The organism is Pseudomonas sp. P5_B3, from assembly GCF_056400405.1.
On sequence record NZ_JBFULI010000002.1, the window covers coordinates 1 to 17,785 of the forward strand.

The following is a 17,785-nucleotide window of genomic DNA, read 5'->3' on the forward strand; positions in this document are numbered from 1 at the left end:
GCTTAACATGCTTAACATTCAACATCACTGTTGATTGACAGTCCGCCATCGCGAGCAAGCTCGCTCCCACAGGTATTGCCGTTAATCCGACAACCGGATCAACAGCACTTCGGCCCACCCTTGCCACCGTAACGGGCTTCCTGACGCTCCCGAAAGAACATCTCATAGCTCATCACCGGTTTGTCCGGGTGCTTGGTCTGCATATGCTCGACGTAGTTGTCGTAGTCGGGCATGCCGACCATCAGGCGCGCGGCCTGACCGAGGTATTTGCCGAGGCGACTCAGGTCATTGAACATGGTGCAAATCCTCGATCACACTTCCGGCAGCGCCTGGAATGGCGATTCTTTATCCGTACGCCCCTTGCTGCCCCAGGCGGAAATACCGACCTTGAGCGCATAGAACAGGATGCTGAACACCACGAACAGGAACAGCGCGGTCAGCGTTGCGTTGGTGTAGGCGTTGAAGATCACGTGCTGCATCTGGGTGATGTCCTTGGCCGGGGCGAGGATCTGACCGTTGGCCAGCGCATCGCTGTATTTTTTGGCCAGCGACAGGAAGCCGATCGCCGGGTTGGCGTCGAACAGCTTGATGAAGCCCGCTGTCGTGGTGCAGATCAACAGCCACACCGCCGGCAACATGGTGACCCACACATAACGCTGGCGTTTCATCTTGATCAGCACCACGGTGCCGAGCATCAGCGCGATACCGGCCAGCATCTGGTTGGAGATGCCGAACAGCGGCCACAGGGTGTTGATGCCACCCAGTGGATCGATCACGCCCTGGTACAACAACCAGCCCCACATGGCCACACAACCGGCGGTGGCGATCAGGTTGGCAGTCCAGGATTCGGTGCGACGCAGGGCCGGCACGAACGAACCGAGCAGGTCCTGGAGCATGAAGCGCCCGGCACGGGTACCGGCGTCGACCGCGGTCAGGATGAACAATGCTTCAAACAGGATCGCGAAGTGGTACCAGAACGCCATGGTGTTCTCGCCCGGCAGAACACTGTGCAGGATCTGCGCGATACCGACCGCCAGGGTCGGTGCACCGCCGGCACGTGCCAGGATGGTGGTTTCACCGATATCGTGGGCCACCGCTTGCAGGGCTTCCGGGGTAATCGCAAAGCCCCAGTTGCTGACGGCTGTCGCAACGGCCACCACATCACCGCCGACCACGGCCACCGGGCTGTTCATGGCGAAATACACGCCCGGTTCGATGACCGACGCAGCGACCATGGCCATGATCGCCACGAACGATTCCATCAGCATGCCTCCGTAACCGATATAGCGGGCGTTGGTTTCGTTATCCAGCAGTTTCGGCGTGGTGCCGGAGGCGATCAGCGCATGGAAACCCGAGACCGCGCCACAGGCGATGGTGATGAACAGGAACGGGAACAGCCCGCCCTTCCACACCGGGCCGGTGCCGTCGATGAACTGGGTCAGGGCCGGCATCTTCAGCTCGGGCATGGTGATCAGAATGCCGATGGCCAGGGCGACGATGGTGCCGATTTTCAGGAAGGTCGACAGGTAGTCACGGGGTGCCAGGATCAACCACACCGGCAACACCGCCGCGACAAAACCGTAACCGATCAGCATCCAGGTGATTTGCACACCGGTGAAGCTGAACGCCTTGGCCCACACCGGATCCGCGGCAATCTGCCCGCCGAGCCAGATCGAGCCGAGCAGCAACAGCACGCCGATCACCGAGATCTCGCCGATGCGACCCGGGCGGATGTAGCGCATGTAGATGCCCATGAACATCGCGATCGGGATGGTCGCCATCACCGTGAAAATACCCCACGGGCTCTCGGCCAGGGCTTTCACCACGATCAACGCCAGCACCGCGAGGATGATGATCATGATCAGGAAGCAGCCGAACAACGCGATGGTGCCGGGGATGCGGCCCATTTCCTCGCGGACCATGTCGCCCAGGGAGCGACCGTTGCGGCGGGTGGACATGAACAGGACCATGAAGTCCTGCACGGCACCGGCCAGCACCACGCCGGCGATCAGCCACAGCGTGCCGGGCAGGTAGCCCATTTGCGCCGCCAGTACCGGGCCGACCAAAGGCCCCGCGCCGGCGATGGCGGCGAAGTGGTGACCGAAGAGAATGTGTTTGTTGGTAGGAACGTAGTCCAGACCGTCATTGTTGAGCACGGCAGGCGTGGCCCGTCGCGCATCGAGTTGCATGACATTGTTAGCGATGAACAGACTGTAGTAGCGATAGGCGACCAGATAGATGGCCACGGCAGCGACCACAATCCACAAGGCGTTGATTGCCTCGCCCCGGCGCAATGCCACGACACCCAGGGCGCACGCACCTGTGATTGCCAGCACCAGCCAAGGCAAATGGCGTAGCGGGCTATTGTTATTTTTCATTTTGATATTCCAGCCAGAGTGGACAAGAAAGACAACCACTCCGAGTTTAGCTCTCCTGACGGCAAAGACCATACCCCGACATTGGTCTGGACACCTGCACGCGCTGGCCGCCTTGAAGTATGCAGGTCTATAGTCAGCGTACATCTACGAGGATCGCGCCATGAGCGAGCACCCCGCCGAACGTCGCCGCTTCAAACGTATTGCGTTCGATGCCCGAACCGAGCTGAGTCAGGGTGAGTTCACCTGGCCGGTGACGTTGATTGATCTGTCGCTCAAGGGGTTGCTGATCGAGCGACCCGATCCGTGGCTGGGCAATCCGCAGCAGGATTTTCTGGTCGACATTCATCTGGGCGAAGACGCCGGCATCACCATGGATGTGCAACTGGCCCACGACGACCATGGCCAACTCGGGTTTGTTTGCCGGCACATCAGCCTGGAGTCCATCGAGCGCCTGCGGCGATTGATCGAGCTCAACCTCGCTGATCCAGAAGAGTTGGAACGCGAACTGGGTGCCCTGATCGAAATCTAGCCATTATCGAATTCCCCCTGTAGGAGCGAGCCTGCTCGCGATTTTGGTGTGTCAGCCAGCAGCAATGTGACTGTCAGATTGCAATCGCGAGCAGGCTCGCTCCTACAGGGTTTGTGTTTCGTCTGTCAGTTACTCGAACAGCGCGTCGAGTGCCTGTTCCAGCCGGGTCACAGCAATAATCTGCAATCCAGCCGGCGCCTCTTTCGGCGCATTACCCTTGGGCACGATGGCCCGCTTGAAGCCGTGCTTGGCAGCTTCTTTCAAACGCTCCTGACCGCTCGGCACCGGACGCACTTCACCGGAAAGCCCGACTTCACCGAATACCAGCAGATCGTGGGGCAACGGCCGGTTGCGCAAACTGGACATCACCGCTGCCATCAGCGCGAGGTCGGACGCCGTTTCCAGCACCTTGACCCCGCCGACCACGTTGAGAAACACGTCCTGATCGTGGGTCGGAATGCCACCGTGACGGTGCAGCACAGCCAGCAACATCGCCAGCCGGTTTTGATCCAGCCCCAGCGTGACCCGACGCGGGTTGGCCAGGTGACTGTCGTCCACCAGCGCCTGAACCTCCACCAGCATCGGCCGTGTGCCTTCCCATGTTGCCATCACCACACTGCCCGGGACTTCTTCCTGGGCACGGGTCAGAAAAATCGCCGACGGGTTGGAGACTTCTTTCAGACCTTTGTCGGTCATGCCGAAAACGCCCAGTTCATTGACTGCACCGAAGCGGTTCTTCACCGCCCGCAGCAGACGCAGGCGCCCGTCAGACTCACCTTCGAAATACAGCACGGTGTCGACCATGTGCTCCAGCACCCGAGGGCCAGCCAGCGCGCCTTCCTTGGTGACGTGGCCCACCAGAAAAATCGCCGTGCCGCTCTGTTTGGCATAACGCACCAGCAACGCCGCGCTTTCGCGCACCTGGGATACACCGCCCGGTGCCGATTGCAATTGCTCGGTAAAGATCGTCTGGATCGAGTCGATCACCATCACCCTGGGCTTTTCCTGACGGGCCGTGGCAATGATGGTTTCGATGCAGGTTTCGGTCATGACCCGCAATTGATCCTGAGGCAACCCCAGGCGCCGCGCACGCATGGCCACTTGCTGCTGGGATTCCTCACCGGTGACGTACAGTGCCGACATGCTCTTGGCGAGGTTGCACAAGGTTTGCAACAGAATGGTCGACTTGCCGATGCCAGGGTCGCCACCGATCAGCACCACCGAGCCATCCACCAGACCACCACCCAGAACCCGGTCCAGCTCGCTGGAAGCGGTGGAGAAGCGCGGAATTTCTTCGACACTGACTTCGGCCAGAGTCTTGATCTGCGCCTGCTGGCCGGTCCAGCCGGTACGACCGCTGGGGGCGGCTGCCCCGCCGCTTTCCACCATGGTTTCGGTAAGCGTGTTCCAGGCCCCGCACTCACCGCACTGGCCGGCCCATTTGGGGAAGGTTGAGCCGCACTCGGTGCAGCCGTACATGCGCTTGGCCTTGGCCATCGGAACTCCCGGAAAAAAACGCGATGATAGCTCAGCCAGGGCGCGCGAGTGCGGCCAGATATTTCGCGCCCCTATTGACGACTTCAAATAACCTTATTAAACACAGGTATATTCAGATGCACCCAACCTACAAACCTTGTATAAGTTTTTTACTCAACTCGGCCAATAAATTCTAGGGACATGCCATACCGCACGTTTTGAAAACCTATACAGACTTTGTTCACTTACATACTTTTTGCACAACTTCTAAAACATTCACACAACACGCAGCAGTGATTCAGAGAAACGCGCAACTTGTCAGACGCCCCGAACTAACGGAACAGTTAATATCACTGCAGCTGCATTTAATTTTCAATGCGACCTCTCGGCCACTAACTGCCCGATCATCTTGAACGTCCCGATTCAGGAATGGTCGCTCAACCTTGGCTCGCCCACACAAATGACGCTATTTCGCTGAAAAAAACGTCGCATGCGAACTCCGCAGAAGGCCTGCCCGACCTCAGATGAGATCAATCGGTGAATTTTTCAACGCCACCCGGGTCAATGGCTGGCAAGCACAGCAGGCAGTTGATTCGAGCAGGATGCGATTGGCTGATTTACACTGCGCACATCTACCTCATCTGTAACAAGGAATAACCTATGGGCGTGCTAAACGAGTTCAAGGCCTTCGCGGTCAAAGGCAACGTGGTCGACATGGCCGTCGGCATCATCATCGGTGCGGCCTTCGGCAAGATCGTTACGTCGTTTGTCGGTGACCTGATCATGCCGCCAATCGGGATGCTGATCGGTGGCGTGGACTTCAGTGATCTGGCCATAACGCTCAAGGCAGCAGACGGCGCCATTCCTGCGGTGGTGCTGGCCTATGGCAAGTTCATCCAGACCATCATCGACTTCGTCATCGTCGCCTTTGCGATCTTCATGGGCGTCAAGGCCATCAACCGCCTGAAGCGTGAGGAGTCCGTGGCCCCTAGCCTGCCGCCGGTTCCCACCAAGGAAGAAGAGTTGCTGGGCGAGATCCGCGACTTGCTCAAGGCCCAAAACAACCGGCCTTGACTGCATTGGCATAAAACGGCGCCTTTGAGGCGCCGTTTTGCTTACCAGAAGTTTTCCACCGCCACTTGGCCGGGGCGCCGGCTGAGGCTCAAGTGCATGTCCCGCTGTTTAAGCAACTTGCGCGTATCATCGATCATCTGCGGGTTGCCGCACAGCATGACCCGTGAATGCTCAGGCGTCAGCGCAACTCCCGCGCTGCGCTCCAACTCGCCGCTTTCAATCAGTGTGGTGATCCGTCCGTTCAATGCGCCAGGATGCTGCTCACGAGTGACTGTGGCGATGAATTGCAATTTGTGTGCGTATTCAGCCAGATACTCAAGTTGCGCCAACCCCGCGATCAACTCCTGATAAGCCAGTTCCCGGGCTTCGCGAACGCTGTAGACCAGGATGATCCGCTCGAATCTCTCCCAGACTTCGAAATCCTGGAGTATCGACAGGAACGGCGCGATGCCCGTGCCTGTGGATAACAACCACAGATCGCGGCCATCGACAAAACGGTCCAGCGTCAAGTAGCCGAAGGCCTGGCGGTCGACCAGCAATGTGTCGTCAACGCCCAGGCGGCTCAGCTCACTGGTGAACTCACCGCCCGGTACGACAATGGAAAAGAACTCGAGGAACTCGTCAAAGGGCGAGGACACCATGGAGTAGGCGCGCCATACCGTGCTGCCGTCAGCCTTGGTGACGCCCAACCGGGCAAACTGCCCCGCCCGAAAACGAAACCCTGCATCCCGCGTGGCGCGCAGGGTAAACAGGTTCGGAGTCAACGGATGAACCTCGAGCAAGGTCTGGCGCGTAAATTTTTCTTCACTGACGGACATGGAAGGCTCCAATCAACAGATACCCCAGTGTCCCGCAAAGAAAGCAGCGTAACCACCGACAATTTGTAGTGGCATTAATGCGCACTAGTAGTCGATTACAGAATACGAATACAACCCTACATATAAAATTATATGTGGCATTTCATAACCATTTATTTCCTAAGAACCTTGAGCACACTTTTCCAACAGTCAAAATAACAAAATTGTCGAACCACTTCCGTAGGAAATGTCCTACACTTCGTGGCGTGCCGGATCTTGGATCCAATTCTGCACCCAGAAGACACACTAATGGAGATCACTGTATGGAGATCTGGAAGGAGTCGCAGCTCAAACAATTGGCGCGCACACAAGAGATCAATACTGCCTATCGAATCGCGCTCAGTTTCGCTAGAAACCTTGGATATAAATTTTGTGGCTTTTCAATTACTTCGAACTCATTCGGGGTCGACACCAGTACGGTGAACCTGAACAACTTCCCCCATGAGTGGAATACTCAATATGAAAAAAACAACGCCACGCAAATAGACCCGATAGTGGCGCATTGCAATCATTCAATGTTGCCTGTTCTCTGGAGTGAAGAGCTTTTTTCCAGGACGCCATGGTTATGGCAGTTGCTGCGACAACAAGGCTTGCAGCATGGCTGGTCCCAGGCGATCTTTGATGAGGAAACCGGTCTGCGCAGCATTTTCAGCCTGGCCAGAAGCCATTGCCCGATTTCAGCCTATGAGCTGTACGAGCATCTTGGGTTCTCGGTGTTCATCAGCCGCCATTTGCACGCTCTGGCGATCGCAATGCAACCGAAAAAACCGGCTCCCCCCCAGGCTCCCCCCTTGTCACGGCGGGAACTCGAAGTATTGAAACTGTCGGCCGATGGCAAGACTGCCTATGAAATTGCCAGGATCCTCAATTTGAGTGAACGCACCATCAACTTTCATGTGCACAGGGCTATCGAGAAGTTCGGCGTCAACAACAAGATTGCGGCAGTCATCGCCGCGGCTCGGTCGGGAGCCATCTGAAAGCGCCCGACTACGGGAAAACCTGCGGGTAATCCAGGCAAAAAAAACGTACCATTTGCGGTCCCTCCTGAGTGATGGCGTGTAGACCTTCACGACGCAGTACACTCGGTCGGCTCCGCCCGCTCCAACGCCTTAGGCAGCGGGACATCCGTTGATTACCCAGAGCCCCGCCCCATGCCTTTGCTCGAAACACCCTTCGCCAGCCTCGACCTGATCCGCCAGCCCGAACAGCAGAACGAACCGCTGCAAGCTTTCGATGCAGCCGATGAATACCTGCTCAATCATCTGGCCGAACAGCAGCCGGCGTCGGACACCCGGGTATTGGTGCTCAATGACAGTTTCGGCGCGTTGGCGGCCAGCCTGGCGGGCAAGGTGCAAGTGGTCAGCAGCGGTGATTCGTTCCTGGCCTTGCAGGGGCTGGAAAAGAATCTGGTGCGCAACGGCCTGGTGTTTGATGCGGTGCCGAGCGTACCCGCCAGCGAAACCCTTGCCGGGCCGTTCGACTGCGTGCTGATCCGTGTACCGAAAACCCTGGCGCTGCTGGAAGAACAACTGATTCGCCTGCAAGGCCAACTGGCACCCGGTACCCAAGTGGTTGCCGCAGCCATGATCAAGCATCTGCCCCGGGCAGCGGGCGACTTGCTGGAGCGTTACATCGGCCCCGTGCAAGCCTCGTTGGCGGTGAAGAAGGCGCGGCTATTGATTGCCACGGCTCAGGACAAAACGCCAGCGGTGTCGCCTTACCCTACGCGATACAGACTCGACGAACCGGCCATCGAACTGCTCAACCATGCCAATGTGTTTTGCCGCGAAGGCCTGGACATCGGCACCCGGGCATTTTTGCCACACCTGCCGAAAAACCTCGGTTCGGCGCGGGTCGCCGATCTCGGTTGCGGCAACGGCGTCCTGGCCATCGCCAGCGCCCTGCAAAACCCCGAGGCCCACTACACGCTGGTGGACGAGTCGTTCATGGCGGTGCAATCGGCGTCCGAGAACTGGCGCGCAGCCTTGGGTGAACGGGAGGTGATCGTGCGCGCCGGTGATGGCCTGGCCGGCCAGGAACCGCAATCGCTCGATGTCGTGCTGTGCAATCCACCGTTTCACCAGCAACAGGTGGTGGGCGACTTCCTGGCCTGGCGGATGTTCCAGCAAGCCCGTGAAGCGCTGGTCGTGGGCGGTGCGCTCTACATCGTCGRCAATCGTCACCTGGGCTACCACAGCAAACTGGCGCGATTGTTCCGTGGCGTCGAGCAAGTGGCGGCCAATCCGAAATTCGTGATCCTCAAGGCACGCAAGTAACAGATCGAAAAAAAACCCTCCGGTCGGAGGGTCGTAAATCCGTGCCCTGAGGCCACGGGAGAGATGTCAGTGCGTGGTCAGACCGGCCGCGTTCATGAACAGACGCATCAGGCTGGCGACGATGAACAAGGCGCCCACGCTGCCGACCCAGATCAGGGCCAACCAGCTGAGCCGCTGCCACAGCGGCTTTTTTTCGGCTTCTTCAATTTCGCGCAGGGAATGTTTGCCAGACATGGCTCATTACTCCGTTTAAGGTGGATGGCGTCTGTGAGGACGCCATCGTCGGAGCGCCGCCCGGAACAAGCTCGCTCCTACAAAGGTTCGTGGTGCACAGGGCTAGTGATAGCCGTCTTCATGGGTGACCTTGCCGCGGAACACGTAGTAGCTCCAGAAGGTGTAGCCCAGGATGAACGGAATGATGAACAGCGTGCCCACCAGCATGAAGCCCTGGCTCTGCGGCGGCGCGGCGGCATCCCAGATCGAGACCGATGGCGGGATGATGTTCGGCCACAGGCTGATACCCAACCCGCTGTAACCGAGGAAGATCAGCACCAGGGTCAGCAGGAACGGCGTGTAGTGCGCGTTGCGGGCCACGGCGCGGATCAGGCTGTACATCGTCACCAGCACCAGAATCGGCACCGGCATGAACCAGAACAGATTCGGCATGGTGAACCAGCGTGCGGCGATTTCTGCGTGGGCCAACGGGGTCCAGATGCTGACGATGCCGATCACTGCCAGCAGCACGAAGGCCAATGGCCGGGCCAGGTCATGCATCTGTTCCTGCAACTTGCCTTCGGTCTTCATGATCAGCCAGGTGCAACCGAGCAGCGCATACGCCACCACCAGCGCCGCACCACAGAACATCGTGAACGGTGTCAGCCAGTCCAGTGAACCACCGGCGAACTGCCGATTGACCACCGGCAGCCCATCGATGAACGCGCCAAGCGCAACGCCCTGGAAGAACGTCGCAGTGACCGAGCCACCGATGAACGCCTTGTCCCACAGATGGCGCTTGTCGTCCCTGGCCTTGAAGCGGAACTCGAAGGCCACACCGCGGAAGATCAACCCGACCAACATCAGGATCAGCGGCAGGTACAACGCCGAGAGCACCACGGAATAGGCCAGCGGAAACGCGCCGAACAACGCCGCGCCACCCAATACCAGCCAGGTCTCGTTGCCGTCCCACACTGGGGCGACGGTGTTCATCATCACATCGCGATCGGTCTTGCCCGGAATGAACGGGAAGAGAATGCCGATACCCAGGTCGAAACCGTCCATGACCACGTACATCATGATGCCGAAGATGATGATCACGGCCCAGATCAGCGGAAGATCAATACCCATGATTCAAATCTCCTTGGTCAGGCTGTGGCCGGCATCGGCATGATCGTCGTCGGCTGCGGACAACGGACGGGCCGGTGTGCGTTTCTGGCCGGGGCCACCGTCGTTGGTTTCCCTGCCTTCGTCGGTCTTCGGCCCCTTGCGCACCAGGCGCATCATGTAGCCAAGACCGGCGCCAAACAGCGCGAAATAAACCACGACAAACAGGATCAGGGTGATGCTCATCTGCATGAAGCTGTGGTTGGACGACGCATCCGCCGTGCGCATCAGGCCGTAGACCACCCACGGCTGACGGCCGATTTCGGTGGTGAACCAGCCAGCGAGGATCGCGACCAGGCCGGACGGCCCCATCCACAGCGCCAGGTACAGGAACGGCCGCGAGGTGTAGAGGGTGTCGCGCTTGCGCAGCCACAGGCTCCACAAACCGGTGAAGATCATCAGCATGCCCAGGCCCACCATGATCCGGAACGACCAGAACACGATGGTCGAATTCGGCCGGTCTTCAGGCGGGAACTCCTTGAGTGCCGGGACCTGTTTGTCCAGGGAGTGAGTGAGAATCAGGCTGCCCAGGTACGGGACTTCGACGGCGAACCTGGTTTTCTCCTCCTTCATGTCCGGCCAGCCGAACAGGATCAGCGGGGTCGCCTCGTCGCCCTTGTTTTCCCAGTGGCCTTCGATCGCGGCGATTTTTGCCGGCTGATGCTCAAGCGTATTGAGGCCGTGGAAATCACCGATGACTGCCTGGATCGGCGCGACGATCAATGCCATCCACATGGCCATCGAGAGCATTTTGCGGATCGCCGGATTGTCCCTGCCGCGCAGCAAATGCCAGGCCGCGGAGGAACCGACGAAGAAGGCCGTGGCGACGAACGCCGCCGTGGCCATGTGCATCAGGCGATACGGGAACGACGGGTTGAAGATAACCGCCAGCCAGTCGGTGGGTATGACCTGACCGTTGACGATCTCGAAGCCCTGCGGGGTCTGCATCCAGCTATTGGAAGCGAGAATCCAGAACGTGGAGATCAACGTACCGATGGCCACCATCACGGTGGCGAAGAAGTGCAGGCCACGTCCGACCTTGTTCCAGCCAAACAGCATGACGCCGAGGAACCCGGCCTCGAGGAAGAACGCCGTGAGCACTTCATAGGTCAGCAACGGCCCGGTAACCGAGCCGGCGAAGTCCGAGAAGCGGCTCCAGTTGGTGCCGAACTGATAGGCCATGACCAGGCCGGAAACCACCCCCATGCCGAAGTTGACGGCAAAGATTTTCGACCAGAAATGGTAGAGGTCACGGTAGGTGTCGTTATGGGTTTTCAACCACAGGCCTTCGAGTACCGCCAGGTAACTCGCCAGGCCGATGGTGATGGCCGGAAACAGGATGTGGAACGAGATGGTGAACGCGAACTGAATTCGGGCGAGATCAAGTGCCTCTAAACCGAACATAAGTCTTCCTCTGTCAGGTAGTACGGCTGCTGGCTGGAAGCCTGCACCCACGGCCCCCACGGATATGGAGTGTGGCGAATCTCTGTTTGTTCTTTTTTTGCACGCATCACAACGCAGGAAATCTGGCCTTGCGGCCGCCGGATCAATTCCTTTTGTGGGTTTTGATCTGGATCAATCAACGTTGAAAGAGTAGTCCCAATTTCGGGGATGAACCGCGTGGTCTTTTGCCGCGTGACAAGTTGCCTCACGGCCTTGGTCACGAGCTGAAATACTTTTCCTGTGGGAACCTGGAGAAAATCGATGTCTGGCTAACTAAAGTTTTTGTTATGGCAACTTTCTGTTACAGGTTGGTGATAATCTCGTCGTTCCCCTCTCCCCAGATTTTCCCGCAGATGCCCAGCCAAGAGCCCTTGCTGTTACGTCACCATCGCCCTTTTCTCGCGTTCTGGCTGGCACGGGTCTTCACCGCCAGCGGCTTTCAGATGCTCACCGTGGCCATCGGCTGGAACCTGTATCAATTGACCGGCAACGTGCTCGACCTGGGTCTGGTCGGCCTGGTCGAGTTCGCCCCGCGCGTGCTGTTCATGCTGCACACAGGGCACGTCGCCGACCGCTATGACCGACGCAAGGTCGCGGCGATCTGCCAGTCCTTGCAGGCACTGATTGCCCTGTCGCTGGCCATTGGCAGTGCCACCGATCATGTCACCCGGGAAATGATCTTTATCCTGGCCTTCCTGCTCGGCGCCGCGCGCTCCTTTGAAATGCCGACCACCCAGGCCCTGCTGCCAGGCATCGTGCCCAGCACGCTGTTTCCCCGTGCGGTGGCCGCCGCGCAATCGGCCCAGCAATCAGCCACCATCGTCGCCCCGGCCCTCGGCGGTTTGCTCTACGCCTTCGGCAGCGTCTGGGTGTATGGCCCGACGGTGTTTTTGTATGTCATCGCCTGTTCGCTAATGCTCAACCTGCCAGCCCGGCAAACCCCGCTGAACAAGGGCAAGGCCACCCTGGATTCACTGCTCGCAGGCATTCGCTTTATCCGCAGTCGTCCGGACATTCTCGGGGCGATCTCCCTCGATCTGTTCGCGGTGCTATTGGGTGGTGCGACGGCGTTGCTGCCGGTGTTCGCCAAGGACATTCTGCTGACCGGCCCCTGGGGATTGGGACTGTTGCGTTCGGCACCGGCAGTGGGCGCGCTGCTGATGTCGCTGTTCCTGGCGCGGTTTGCCGTGGAACGCAACGTCGGGCGGGTGATGTTCACCGCCGTGGGCGTCTTCGGCGTGGCAACCATCGCCTTCGGCCTATCGACCTCGTTCTGGTTTTCCCTGGCGGTATTGGTGGTGTTGGGCGCGGCGGACATGATCAGCATGGTGATCCGTGCCTCGTTCGTGCAACTGGAAACCCCGGACGAAATGCGCGGTCGGGTCAGTGCCGTGAACGGCTTGTTCATCGGTGCCTCGAACCAGTTGGGCGAATTCGAATCTGGTCTGACCGCCCACTGGTTCGGCACTGTGCCAGCGGTGGTCATGGGCGGGATCGGCACGCTGGTGGTGACCGGGGTGTGGGTCAAACTGTTCCCGACACTGGCCAGCCGCGATCGCATGCACGTGGCTAAAGATGAAGAGAAGGAAGAGGCGAAAGTCTGATGCTCTCTAAACGAGCAACTCCCCCGCCACTGCCATGCGAGTGGCTTTACCGCAGAGTTGCTCCACCAGCGCCAGGGCAAACGCCAAAGCGCCGCCTGAACCCTGGGCCGTGATGCAATTGCCATCGACCACCACCGGTTGATCGACGAAGTTACAGCCCAACAGTTGATGGCTGGCCGAAGGCAAACAGGTCATACGCCTTTGACGCAATACGCCAAAGGCCTGCAGCGCCACGGCGGGCGCCTCGGCGATGCCGGCGAACAGGCGACCGGCTGCCGCCTGATCCTTGATCAATTGTTGCAGGGGTTGGTGTGCTGCCAAGTGCTGCGAACCCACCGCACCACCCGGCAAGGCGATCAGGTCGAAGGGCTGCGCCAGTAAATCCACCAGCATGGCATCGGACGTCAGGCGCGTGCCGCGGGCGCAGGTGAGCATGCGCCGCCCTTCGATACTGGCCACCACCACTTCTATTTTCGCGCGGCGCAGTACGTCGATCAGGGTCACGGTTTGCAGGTCATCGGTACCCTCGGCGAGGGCAATCAAGGCTCTAAAGGTCATCAGGTATTGTCCGCAGAATGATCTTTTAAGCGTAGTCAGCTTTCCTGCCCCTTGTTCGGGACCTGTGGTTACTTGATGTAAAGCTGCGTCGACATCGTATTGCCGGGCGCGTTGATCGAAGTGTTGCTGAAGGTCAGCGTGCCTTCCTGCTTGCCCGCCAGATCGAGTGCATACAAATAGCCGACGGTTTTTTCCCCGGGGGTGCAACTGGTCAGGTTGCCGTTCTTGAACGCGCAGACCGGGGTGCGGGTGCCATTCACTTCGAAACCGTCCAGGGCGACATGGGCCTCGCGTCCATAACCGACTTCCAGCACGTACACCGTGATGTTCGGGCCATTGTGATCGCAGCGAGTCCGGGTTTGCCCTTCGTCGATGTTTTCAACGCCACAGGACGGCGACGCGACCTTGAGCACCTTCAATTGCGTCAGTGGCGCAGCCGAGGCCGCCACGGCCGTTTGAGCCCCGAGAAACAACGCCATCCATACGCTGAACACGCTAACCAGACGCCTTTTCATGCAGGACCCATCCCCCCCAAAAAACCAGCGCGCAGTATGGCGTACTTGGTGTTGTCGCAAAACATCGACGACGATCACCGCCATAAGCAGCCATATCCCCAAGCTACTGGTATGATGCGCGGCTTTTTCCGGCCCACAGTAATTTCCAGGCGCGTTCTGCTGCCTGTGCTTTGCTGTTGAGGTCGATACATTCACGGCGCCCGACGCGCCACGGGGAGCAGACATGCTGGAAAGGCTGTTTCAACTCAAGGCACACAACACCAACGTGCGGACCGAGATTCTGGCGGGCGTCACGACCTTTTTGGCCATGGCCTACATTCTGTTCGTCAACCCGAGCATCCTCGGTGAGACCGGCATGGACAAGGGCGCGGTGTTCGTCGCCACCTGCCTGGCAGCCGCCATCGGCTCGACGACCATGGGCCTGATCGCCAATTACCCGATCGCCCTCGCACCAGGCATGGGACTGAACGCCTTCTTCACCTACACCGTGGTCCTGCACATGGGCCACACCTGGCAAGTAGCACTGGGCGCGGTGTTCATCTCGGCGGTGTGTTTCTTTCTGCTGTCGATCTTCCGCATCCGTGAATGGATCATCAACAGTATCCCGCTACCGCTGCGCTCGGCGATTGCTGCCGGCATCGGCCTGTTCCTGGCGCTGATCGCCCTGCACAACGCCGGTATCGTGGTCAGCAACCCGGCGACCATGGTCGGCCTCGGTGACCTGAAACAACCGGCTCCGATCCTCGCCACCCTCGGTTTTGCCCTGATCGTCGCCCTCGAAGCCCTTGCCGTGCGCGGTGCGGTGCTGATCGGCATTCTGGTGGTGACCATCGTTTCGATCGTGATGGGCTTCACCCCGTTCGGCGGCGTGATGTCGATGCCGCCGTCCCTGGCCCCGACCTTCTTGCAACTGGACATCAAGGGCGCACTGGACATTGGTCTGGTCAGCGTGATCTTCGCCTTCCTGTTCGTCGACCTGTTCGATAACTCCGGCACTCTGATCGGCGTCGCCAAGCGTGCCGGATTGATGAGCAAGGACGGTCACATGCCGAAAATGGGTCGCGCGCTGATCGCCGACAGCACTGCAGCCATGGCCGGTTCCCTGCTGGGCACCTCGACCACCACCAGCTACATCGAATCCGCCGCTGGCGTGAGTGCCGGTGGCCGCACCGGCCTGACCGCCGTCGTGGTCGCGATCCTGTTCCTGCTGGCGCTGTTCTTCTCGCCACTGGCCGCCAGCGTTCCAGCCTTCGCCACTGCACCGGCCCTGCTGTTCGTCGCCGTGCTGATGACATCCGGCCTGGCCGAAATAGACTGGGATGACATCACTGTCGCCGCGCCGGTGGTGATCACCGCGCTGGCCATGCCGTTCACTTATTCCATCGCCAATGGCATCGCCTTCGGTTTCATTTCCTGGACCGCCATCAAGCTGATGTCCGGTCGTGGCCGTGAGCTGAACCCGGCGCTGGTGATCCTGTCGATTCTGTTCGTGATCAAGCTGGGTTGGTTCAACGCATGACTTTTGATTCCCAGGCCTACGCCGTTCAACTCGAAGAAAAGGTCACTCGTTTGCGTGACCTGCTGGCCCCGTTCGATGCACCGGAGCCAGCCGTTTTCGATTCGCCGCTGAAAAACTTCCGCCTGCGTGCCGAGTTCCGCCTGTGGCGCGAGGCCGGCGAGCGTCACTACGCGATGTTTTCCCAAGAAGACAAACGCACGCCAATCCTGATCGAAGAGTTCCCGATCGCAAGCAGGCGCATCAACCAGTTGATGCCGCTGCTGAAGGCAGCATGGCAAGCGAGTGCGCCCCTGAGCCACAAGCTGTTCCAGGTGGAGTTCCTGACCACCCTGGCCGGCGACGCGATGATCACCCTGTGCTATCACCGCCCGCTGGACGAGCACTGGCATGCGGCGGCGTCGAAACTGGCGGCCGAGCTGAACGTCAGCATCATCGGCCGCTCCAAGGGCAAACGCGAAGTTATCGGTCACGATTACGTGGTCGAGAAGCTGGAAGTCGGCGGCCGCACCTTCAGCTACCGCCAGCCGGAAGGCGCGTTCACCCAGCCCAACGGCACAGTGAACCAGAAGATGCTCAACTGGGCATACGACGCGCTTGACGATCGCACCGACGATTTGCTGGAGCTGTATTGCGGCAACGGCAACTTCACCCTGCCGCTCGCCACCCGCGTGCGCAAAGTGCTGGCCACCGAAATCAGCAAGACTTCGGTCAACGCGGCGCTGAGCAACCTCAGCGAAAACGCTGTGGATAACGTCACCCTGGTGCGTCTATCCGCCGAAGAACTGACCGAAGCCCTGAACGAAGTGCGTCCGTTCCGCCGCCTGCACGGCATCGACCTCAAGAGCTACGAGTTCGGTAGCGTGTTCGTCGACCCGCCCCGTGCCGGCATGGACCCGGACACCTGCGAGCTGACCCGGCGCTTCGACAACATCCTGTACATCTCCTGCAACCCGGAGACCCTGGCGGCCAACATCGCCCAACTGCACGACACCCACCGCGTCACCCGGTGCGCGATGTTCGACCAGTTCCCGTGGACCCATCACATGGAATCCGGGGTGTTGTTGACCCGGCGTTGATGGCGCCTGCCAGGCACAAAAAAGCCGTCTTCACGACGGCTTTTTTGTGGGAGCTTACAAGACAACATCGACCTTGCGCGGGCGCCCGCCTTTCCTGCCGTTGGCCCGCGCAGCTTCAGACTTTGCGGCGCTGCTCTGGCGACCATTGCGCGAAGCGACGACCGAGGCCGCCATGGCCATCAGCGGCTTGCTGGCAGAAATCATCCCGGCGATAGATACATGCAGGTCCTTGCCTTCATGGCACAGGGCAGTACCCGCGTAGCCGACAGTCAGACTGGCGTAGTCCTCGACCTCGAAATCATCGAACTCCGGATAGTTGGCCACGGGCAACAATACGCCGCTGCCATCTTCGAAGCCGACGGCCAGACAGGGGGCCAGATAGGTAACCGCTGTCGCTTGCAGGCTATTTTTTCTACGTAACTCGCCACGTTCGATGGCTTTGTCCAGGCGACTTTCCGTTACGGGATTATCAGCCTGAACCTTGGCTTTTATCGTTTTCATAACTCGATCTCCACACTTTCCTGTGCGCCTATCAGGGACAGCAACGTCTTGTTCGATTCAGGTTCGTACCAAGCCGATCCAATCATATTGGTAGTACTGACAACCCTTTTCACCACAACGACTTCGTTGCTTTGCCAGTCCCACAATTGATTATCAAGACAGGCCGTTTGCAATTTTCGCCACCAGATGCCCCGGGCGCGCCGCAAATGGGCAGGTTGCTGGAGCGATTGGCGCAATCCCTCAAGCACCGCCAACGGTGGCCGACGCGAAAGCGGAACTACATCCCAGAGCTCGACACCGTTGTGCCAAAAGCTGAACCTGAATCTCGCACTCCACGTACCCGCCTCCACATGCGCATGAGGCGGACAATGCTCGTCTCGCAACATGATCACTACCGACAGTCCTTTGTAATTGCATACCTTCATGCTAACCCATCCGTTAGGTTAATGGATCCGAGAATCCGATACTCCCTGGAAAATTCTGACCATCGGTATTGACCGGTGAAATCATTTCTTCCGCCCTCAGGCTAGCGTCCTGGCGATTCCCGAACCTGCGCAACACCACGCGAATTGGTAAGAAATCCTTTCTTTAAGGCACTG

At 59.2% G+C, this 17,785-nt stretch carries 18 protein-coding genes; 7 read left to right on the forward strand and 11 right to left on the reverse strand.

Annotation, left to right across the window (positions count from 1 at the left end):
• Positions 1-98 precede the first annotated feature (98 nt).
• A complete protein-coding gene (locus tag AC1DRN_RS01220; RefSeq protein ID WP_007895266.1) occupies positions 99-296 on the reverse strand; it encodes a YbdD/YjiX family protein in 198 nt (65 codons plus the stop codon).
• A gap of 15 nt (positions 297-311) precedes the next feature.
• The gene (locus AC1DRN_RS01225; RefSeq protein ID WP_223461048.1) at positions 312-2,378 is read right to left on the reverse strand and encodes a carbon starvation CstA family protein; all 2,067 of its coding nucleotides are present in this window, start codon (positions 2,376-2,378) and stop codon (positions 312-314) included.
• Between the two features lie 160 nt (positions 2,379-2,538).
• On the opposite strand from AC1DRN_RS01225, the gene AC1DRN_RS01230 reads away from it, so the two are divergent.
• The gene (locus AC1DRN_RS01230; RefSeq protein WP_223461045.1) at positions 2,539-2,907 is read left to right on the forward strand and encodes a PilZ domain-containing protein; all 369 of its coding nucleotides are present in this window, start codon (positions 2,539-2,541) and stop codon (positions 2,905-2,907) included.
• A 129-nt stretch (positions 2,908-3,036) separates the two neighbouring features.
• Here the strand turns inward: AC1DRN_RS01230 and radA are convergent, their stop codons facing one another.
• On the reverse strand, positions 3,037-4,404 hold the full coding sequence (gene radA / locus AC1DRN_RS01235) for a DNA repair protein RadA (RefSeq protein WP_223461043.1): 1,368 nt from the start codon (positions 4,402-4,404) through the stop codon (positions 3,037-3,039).
• A gap of 639 nt (positions 4,405-5,043) precedes the next feature.
• Between radA and mscL the strand changes: the two genes are divergently transcribed.
• Positions 5,044-5,457 (forward strand): large-conductance mechanosensitive channel protein MscL, encoded by a 414-nt coding sequence (mscL, locus tag AC1DRN_RS01240; RefSeq protein ID WP_108216400.1) that lies wholly within the window; start codon positions 5,044-5,046, stop codon positions 5,455-5,457.
• A 41-nt stretch (positions 5,458-5,498) separates the two neighbouring features.
• On the opposite strand, the gene AC1DRN_RS01245 is transcribed toward mscL, so the two are convergent.
• A complete protein-coding gene (locus AC1DRN_RS01245) occupies positions 5,499-6,275 on the reverse strand; it encodes a ferredoxin--NADP reductase (RefSeq protein ID WP_108216399.1) in 777 nt (258 codons plus the stop codon).
• Between the two features lie 302 nt (positions 6,276-6,577).
• Here AC1DRN_RS01245 and AC1DRN_RS01250 point away from each other — a divergent pair, with 302 nt between their 5' ends.
• Together AC1DRN_RS01250 and AC1DRN_RS01255 are read left to right on the forward strand one after the other, a co-directional pair.
• Positions 6,578-7,291, forward strand: a complete 714-nt coding sequence (locus tag AC1DRN_RS01250) for an autoinducer binding domain-containing protein (RefSeq protein WP_223461041.1) — start codon at positions 6,578-6,580, stop codon at positions 7,289-7,291.
• A gap of 174 nt (positions 7,292-7,465) precedes the next feature.
• Entirely contained in the window at positions 7,466-8,590 is a 1,125-nt protein-coding gene (locus AC1DRN_RS01255) for a methyltransferase (RefSeq protein WP_477786607.1), read from the forward strand.
• A 66-nt stretch (positions 8,591-8,656) separates the two neighbouring features.
• On the opposite strand, the gene AC1DRN_RS01260 is transcribed toward AC1DRN_RS01255, so the two are convergent.
• From AC1DRN_RS01260 to AC1DRN_RS01270, 3 genes are all read right to left on the reverse strand, one after another.
• Complete coding sequence (locus AC1DRN_RS01260) at positions 8,657-8,824, reverse strand: DUF2474 domain-containing protein (protein ID WP_223461037.1); 168 nt, start codon at positions 8,822-8,824, stop codon at positions 8,657-8,659.
• A 102-nt stretch (positions 8,825-8,926) separates the two neighbouring features.
• Positions 8,927-9,934, reverse strand: coding sequence for a cytochrome d ubiquinol oxidase subunit II (cydB, locus tag AC1DRN_RS01265; protein WP_223461035.1), 1,008 nt, complete (start codon positions 9,932-9,934; stop codon positions 8,927-8,929).
• Positions 9,935-9,937: 3 nt separating this feature from the next.
• Positions 9,938-11,374, reverse strand: coding sequence for a cytochrome ubiquinol oxidase subunit I (locus AC1DRN_RS01270; protein ID WP_223461033.1), 1,437 nt, complete (start codon positions 11,372-11,374; stop codon positions 9,938-9,940).
• Between the two features lie 392 nt (positions 11,375-11,766).
• Between AC1DRN_RS01270 and AC1DRN_RS01275 the strand changes: the two genes are divergently transcribed.
• Positions 11,767-13,017 (forward strand): MFS transporter, encoded by a 1,251-nt coding sequence (locus AC1DRN_RS01275; RefSeq protein WP_223461031.1) that lies wholly within the window; start codon positions 11,767-11,769, stop codon positions 13,015-13,017.
• A gap of 6 nt (positions 13,018-13,023) precedes the next feature.
• On the opposite strand, the gene AC1DRN_RS01280 is transcribed toward AC1DRN_RS01275, so the two are convergent.
• A complete protein-coding gene (locus AC1DRN_RS01280) occupies positions 13,024-13,575 on the reverse strand; it encodes a DJ-1 family glyoxalase III (RefSeq protein WP_223461029.1) in 552 nt (183 codons plus the stop codon).
• 68 nt (positions 13,576-13,643) lie between these two features.
• Entirely contained in the window at positions 13,644-14,090 is a 447-nt protein-coding gene (locus tag AC1DRN_RS01285) for a DUF4879 domain-containing protein (RefSeq protein WP_223461027.1), read from the reverse strand.
• A gap of 223 nt (positions 14,091-14,313) precedes the next feature.
• On the opposite strand from AC1DRN_RS01285, the gene AC1DRN_RS01290 reads away from it, so the two are divergent.
• A complete protein-coding gene (locus AC1DRN_RS01290) occupies positions 14,314-15,609 on the forward strand; it encodes an NCS2 family permease (protein ID WP_223461025.1) in 1,296 nt (431 codons plus the stop codon).
• Positions 15,606-16,685, forward strand: coding sequence for a tRNA (uridine(54)-C5)-methyltransferase TrmA (gene trmA / locus AC1DRN_RS01295; RefSeq protein WP_223461023.1), 1,080 nt, complete (start codon positions 15,606-15,608; stop codon positions 16,683-16,685). The genes AC1DRN_RS01290 and trmA overlap by 4 nt, the downstream gene beginning before the upstream one ends.
• Before the next feature lie 54 nt (positions 16,686-16,739).
• Here trmA and AC1DRN_RS01300 read toward each other — a convergent pair whose 3' ends face one another.
• Positions 16,740-17,186: a DUF2442 domain-containing protein gene (locus AC1DRN_RS01300; RefSeq protein ID WP_223461021.1), complete on the reverse strand. Its 447-nt coding sequence runs from the start codon at positions 17,184-17,186 to the stop codon at positions 16,740-16,742.
• Positions 17,183-17,611, reverse strand: coding sequence for a DUF4160 domain-containing protein (locus tag AC1DRN_RS01305; protein ID WP_223461019.1), 429 nt, complete (start codon positions 17,609-17,611; stop codon positions 17,183-17,185). Before AC1DRN_RS01305 ends, AC1DRN_RS01300 begins: the two co-directional genes overlap by 4 nt.
• Between the last annotated feature and the right edge of the window lie 174 nt (positions 17,612-17,785).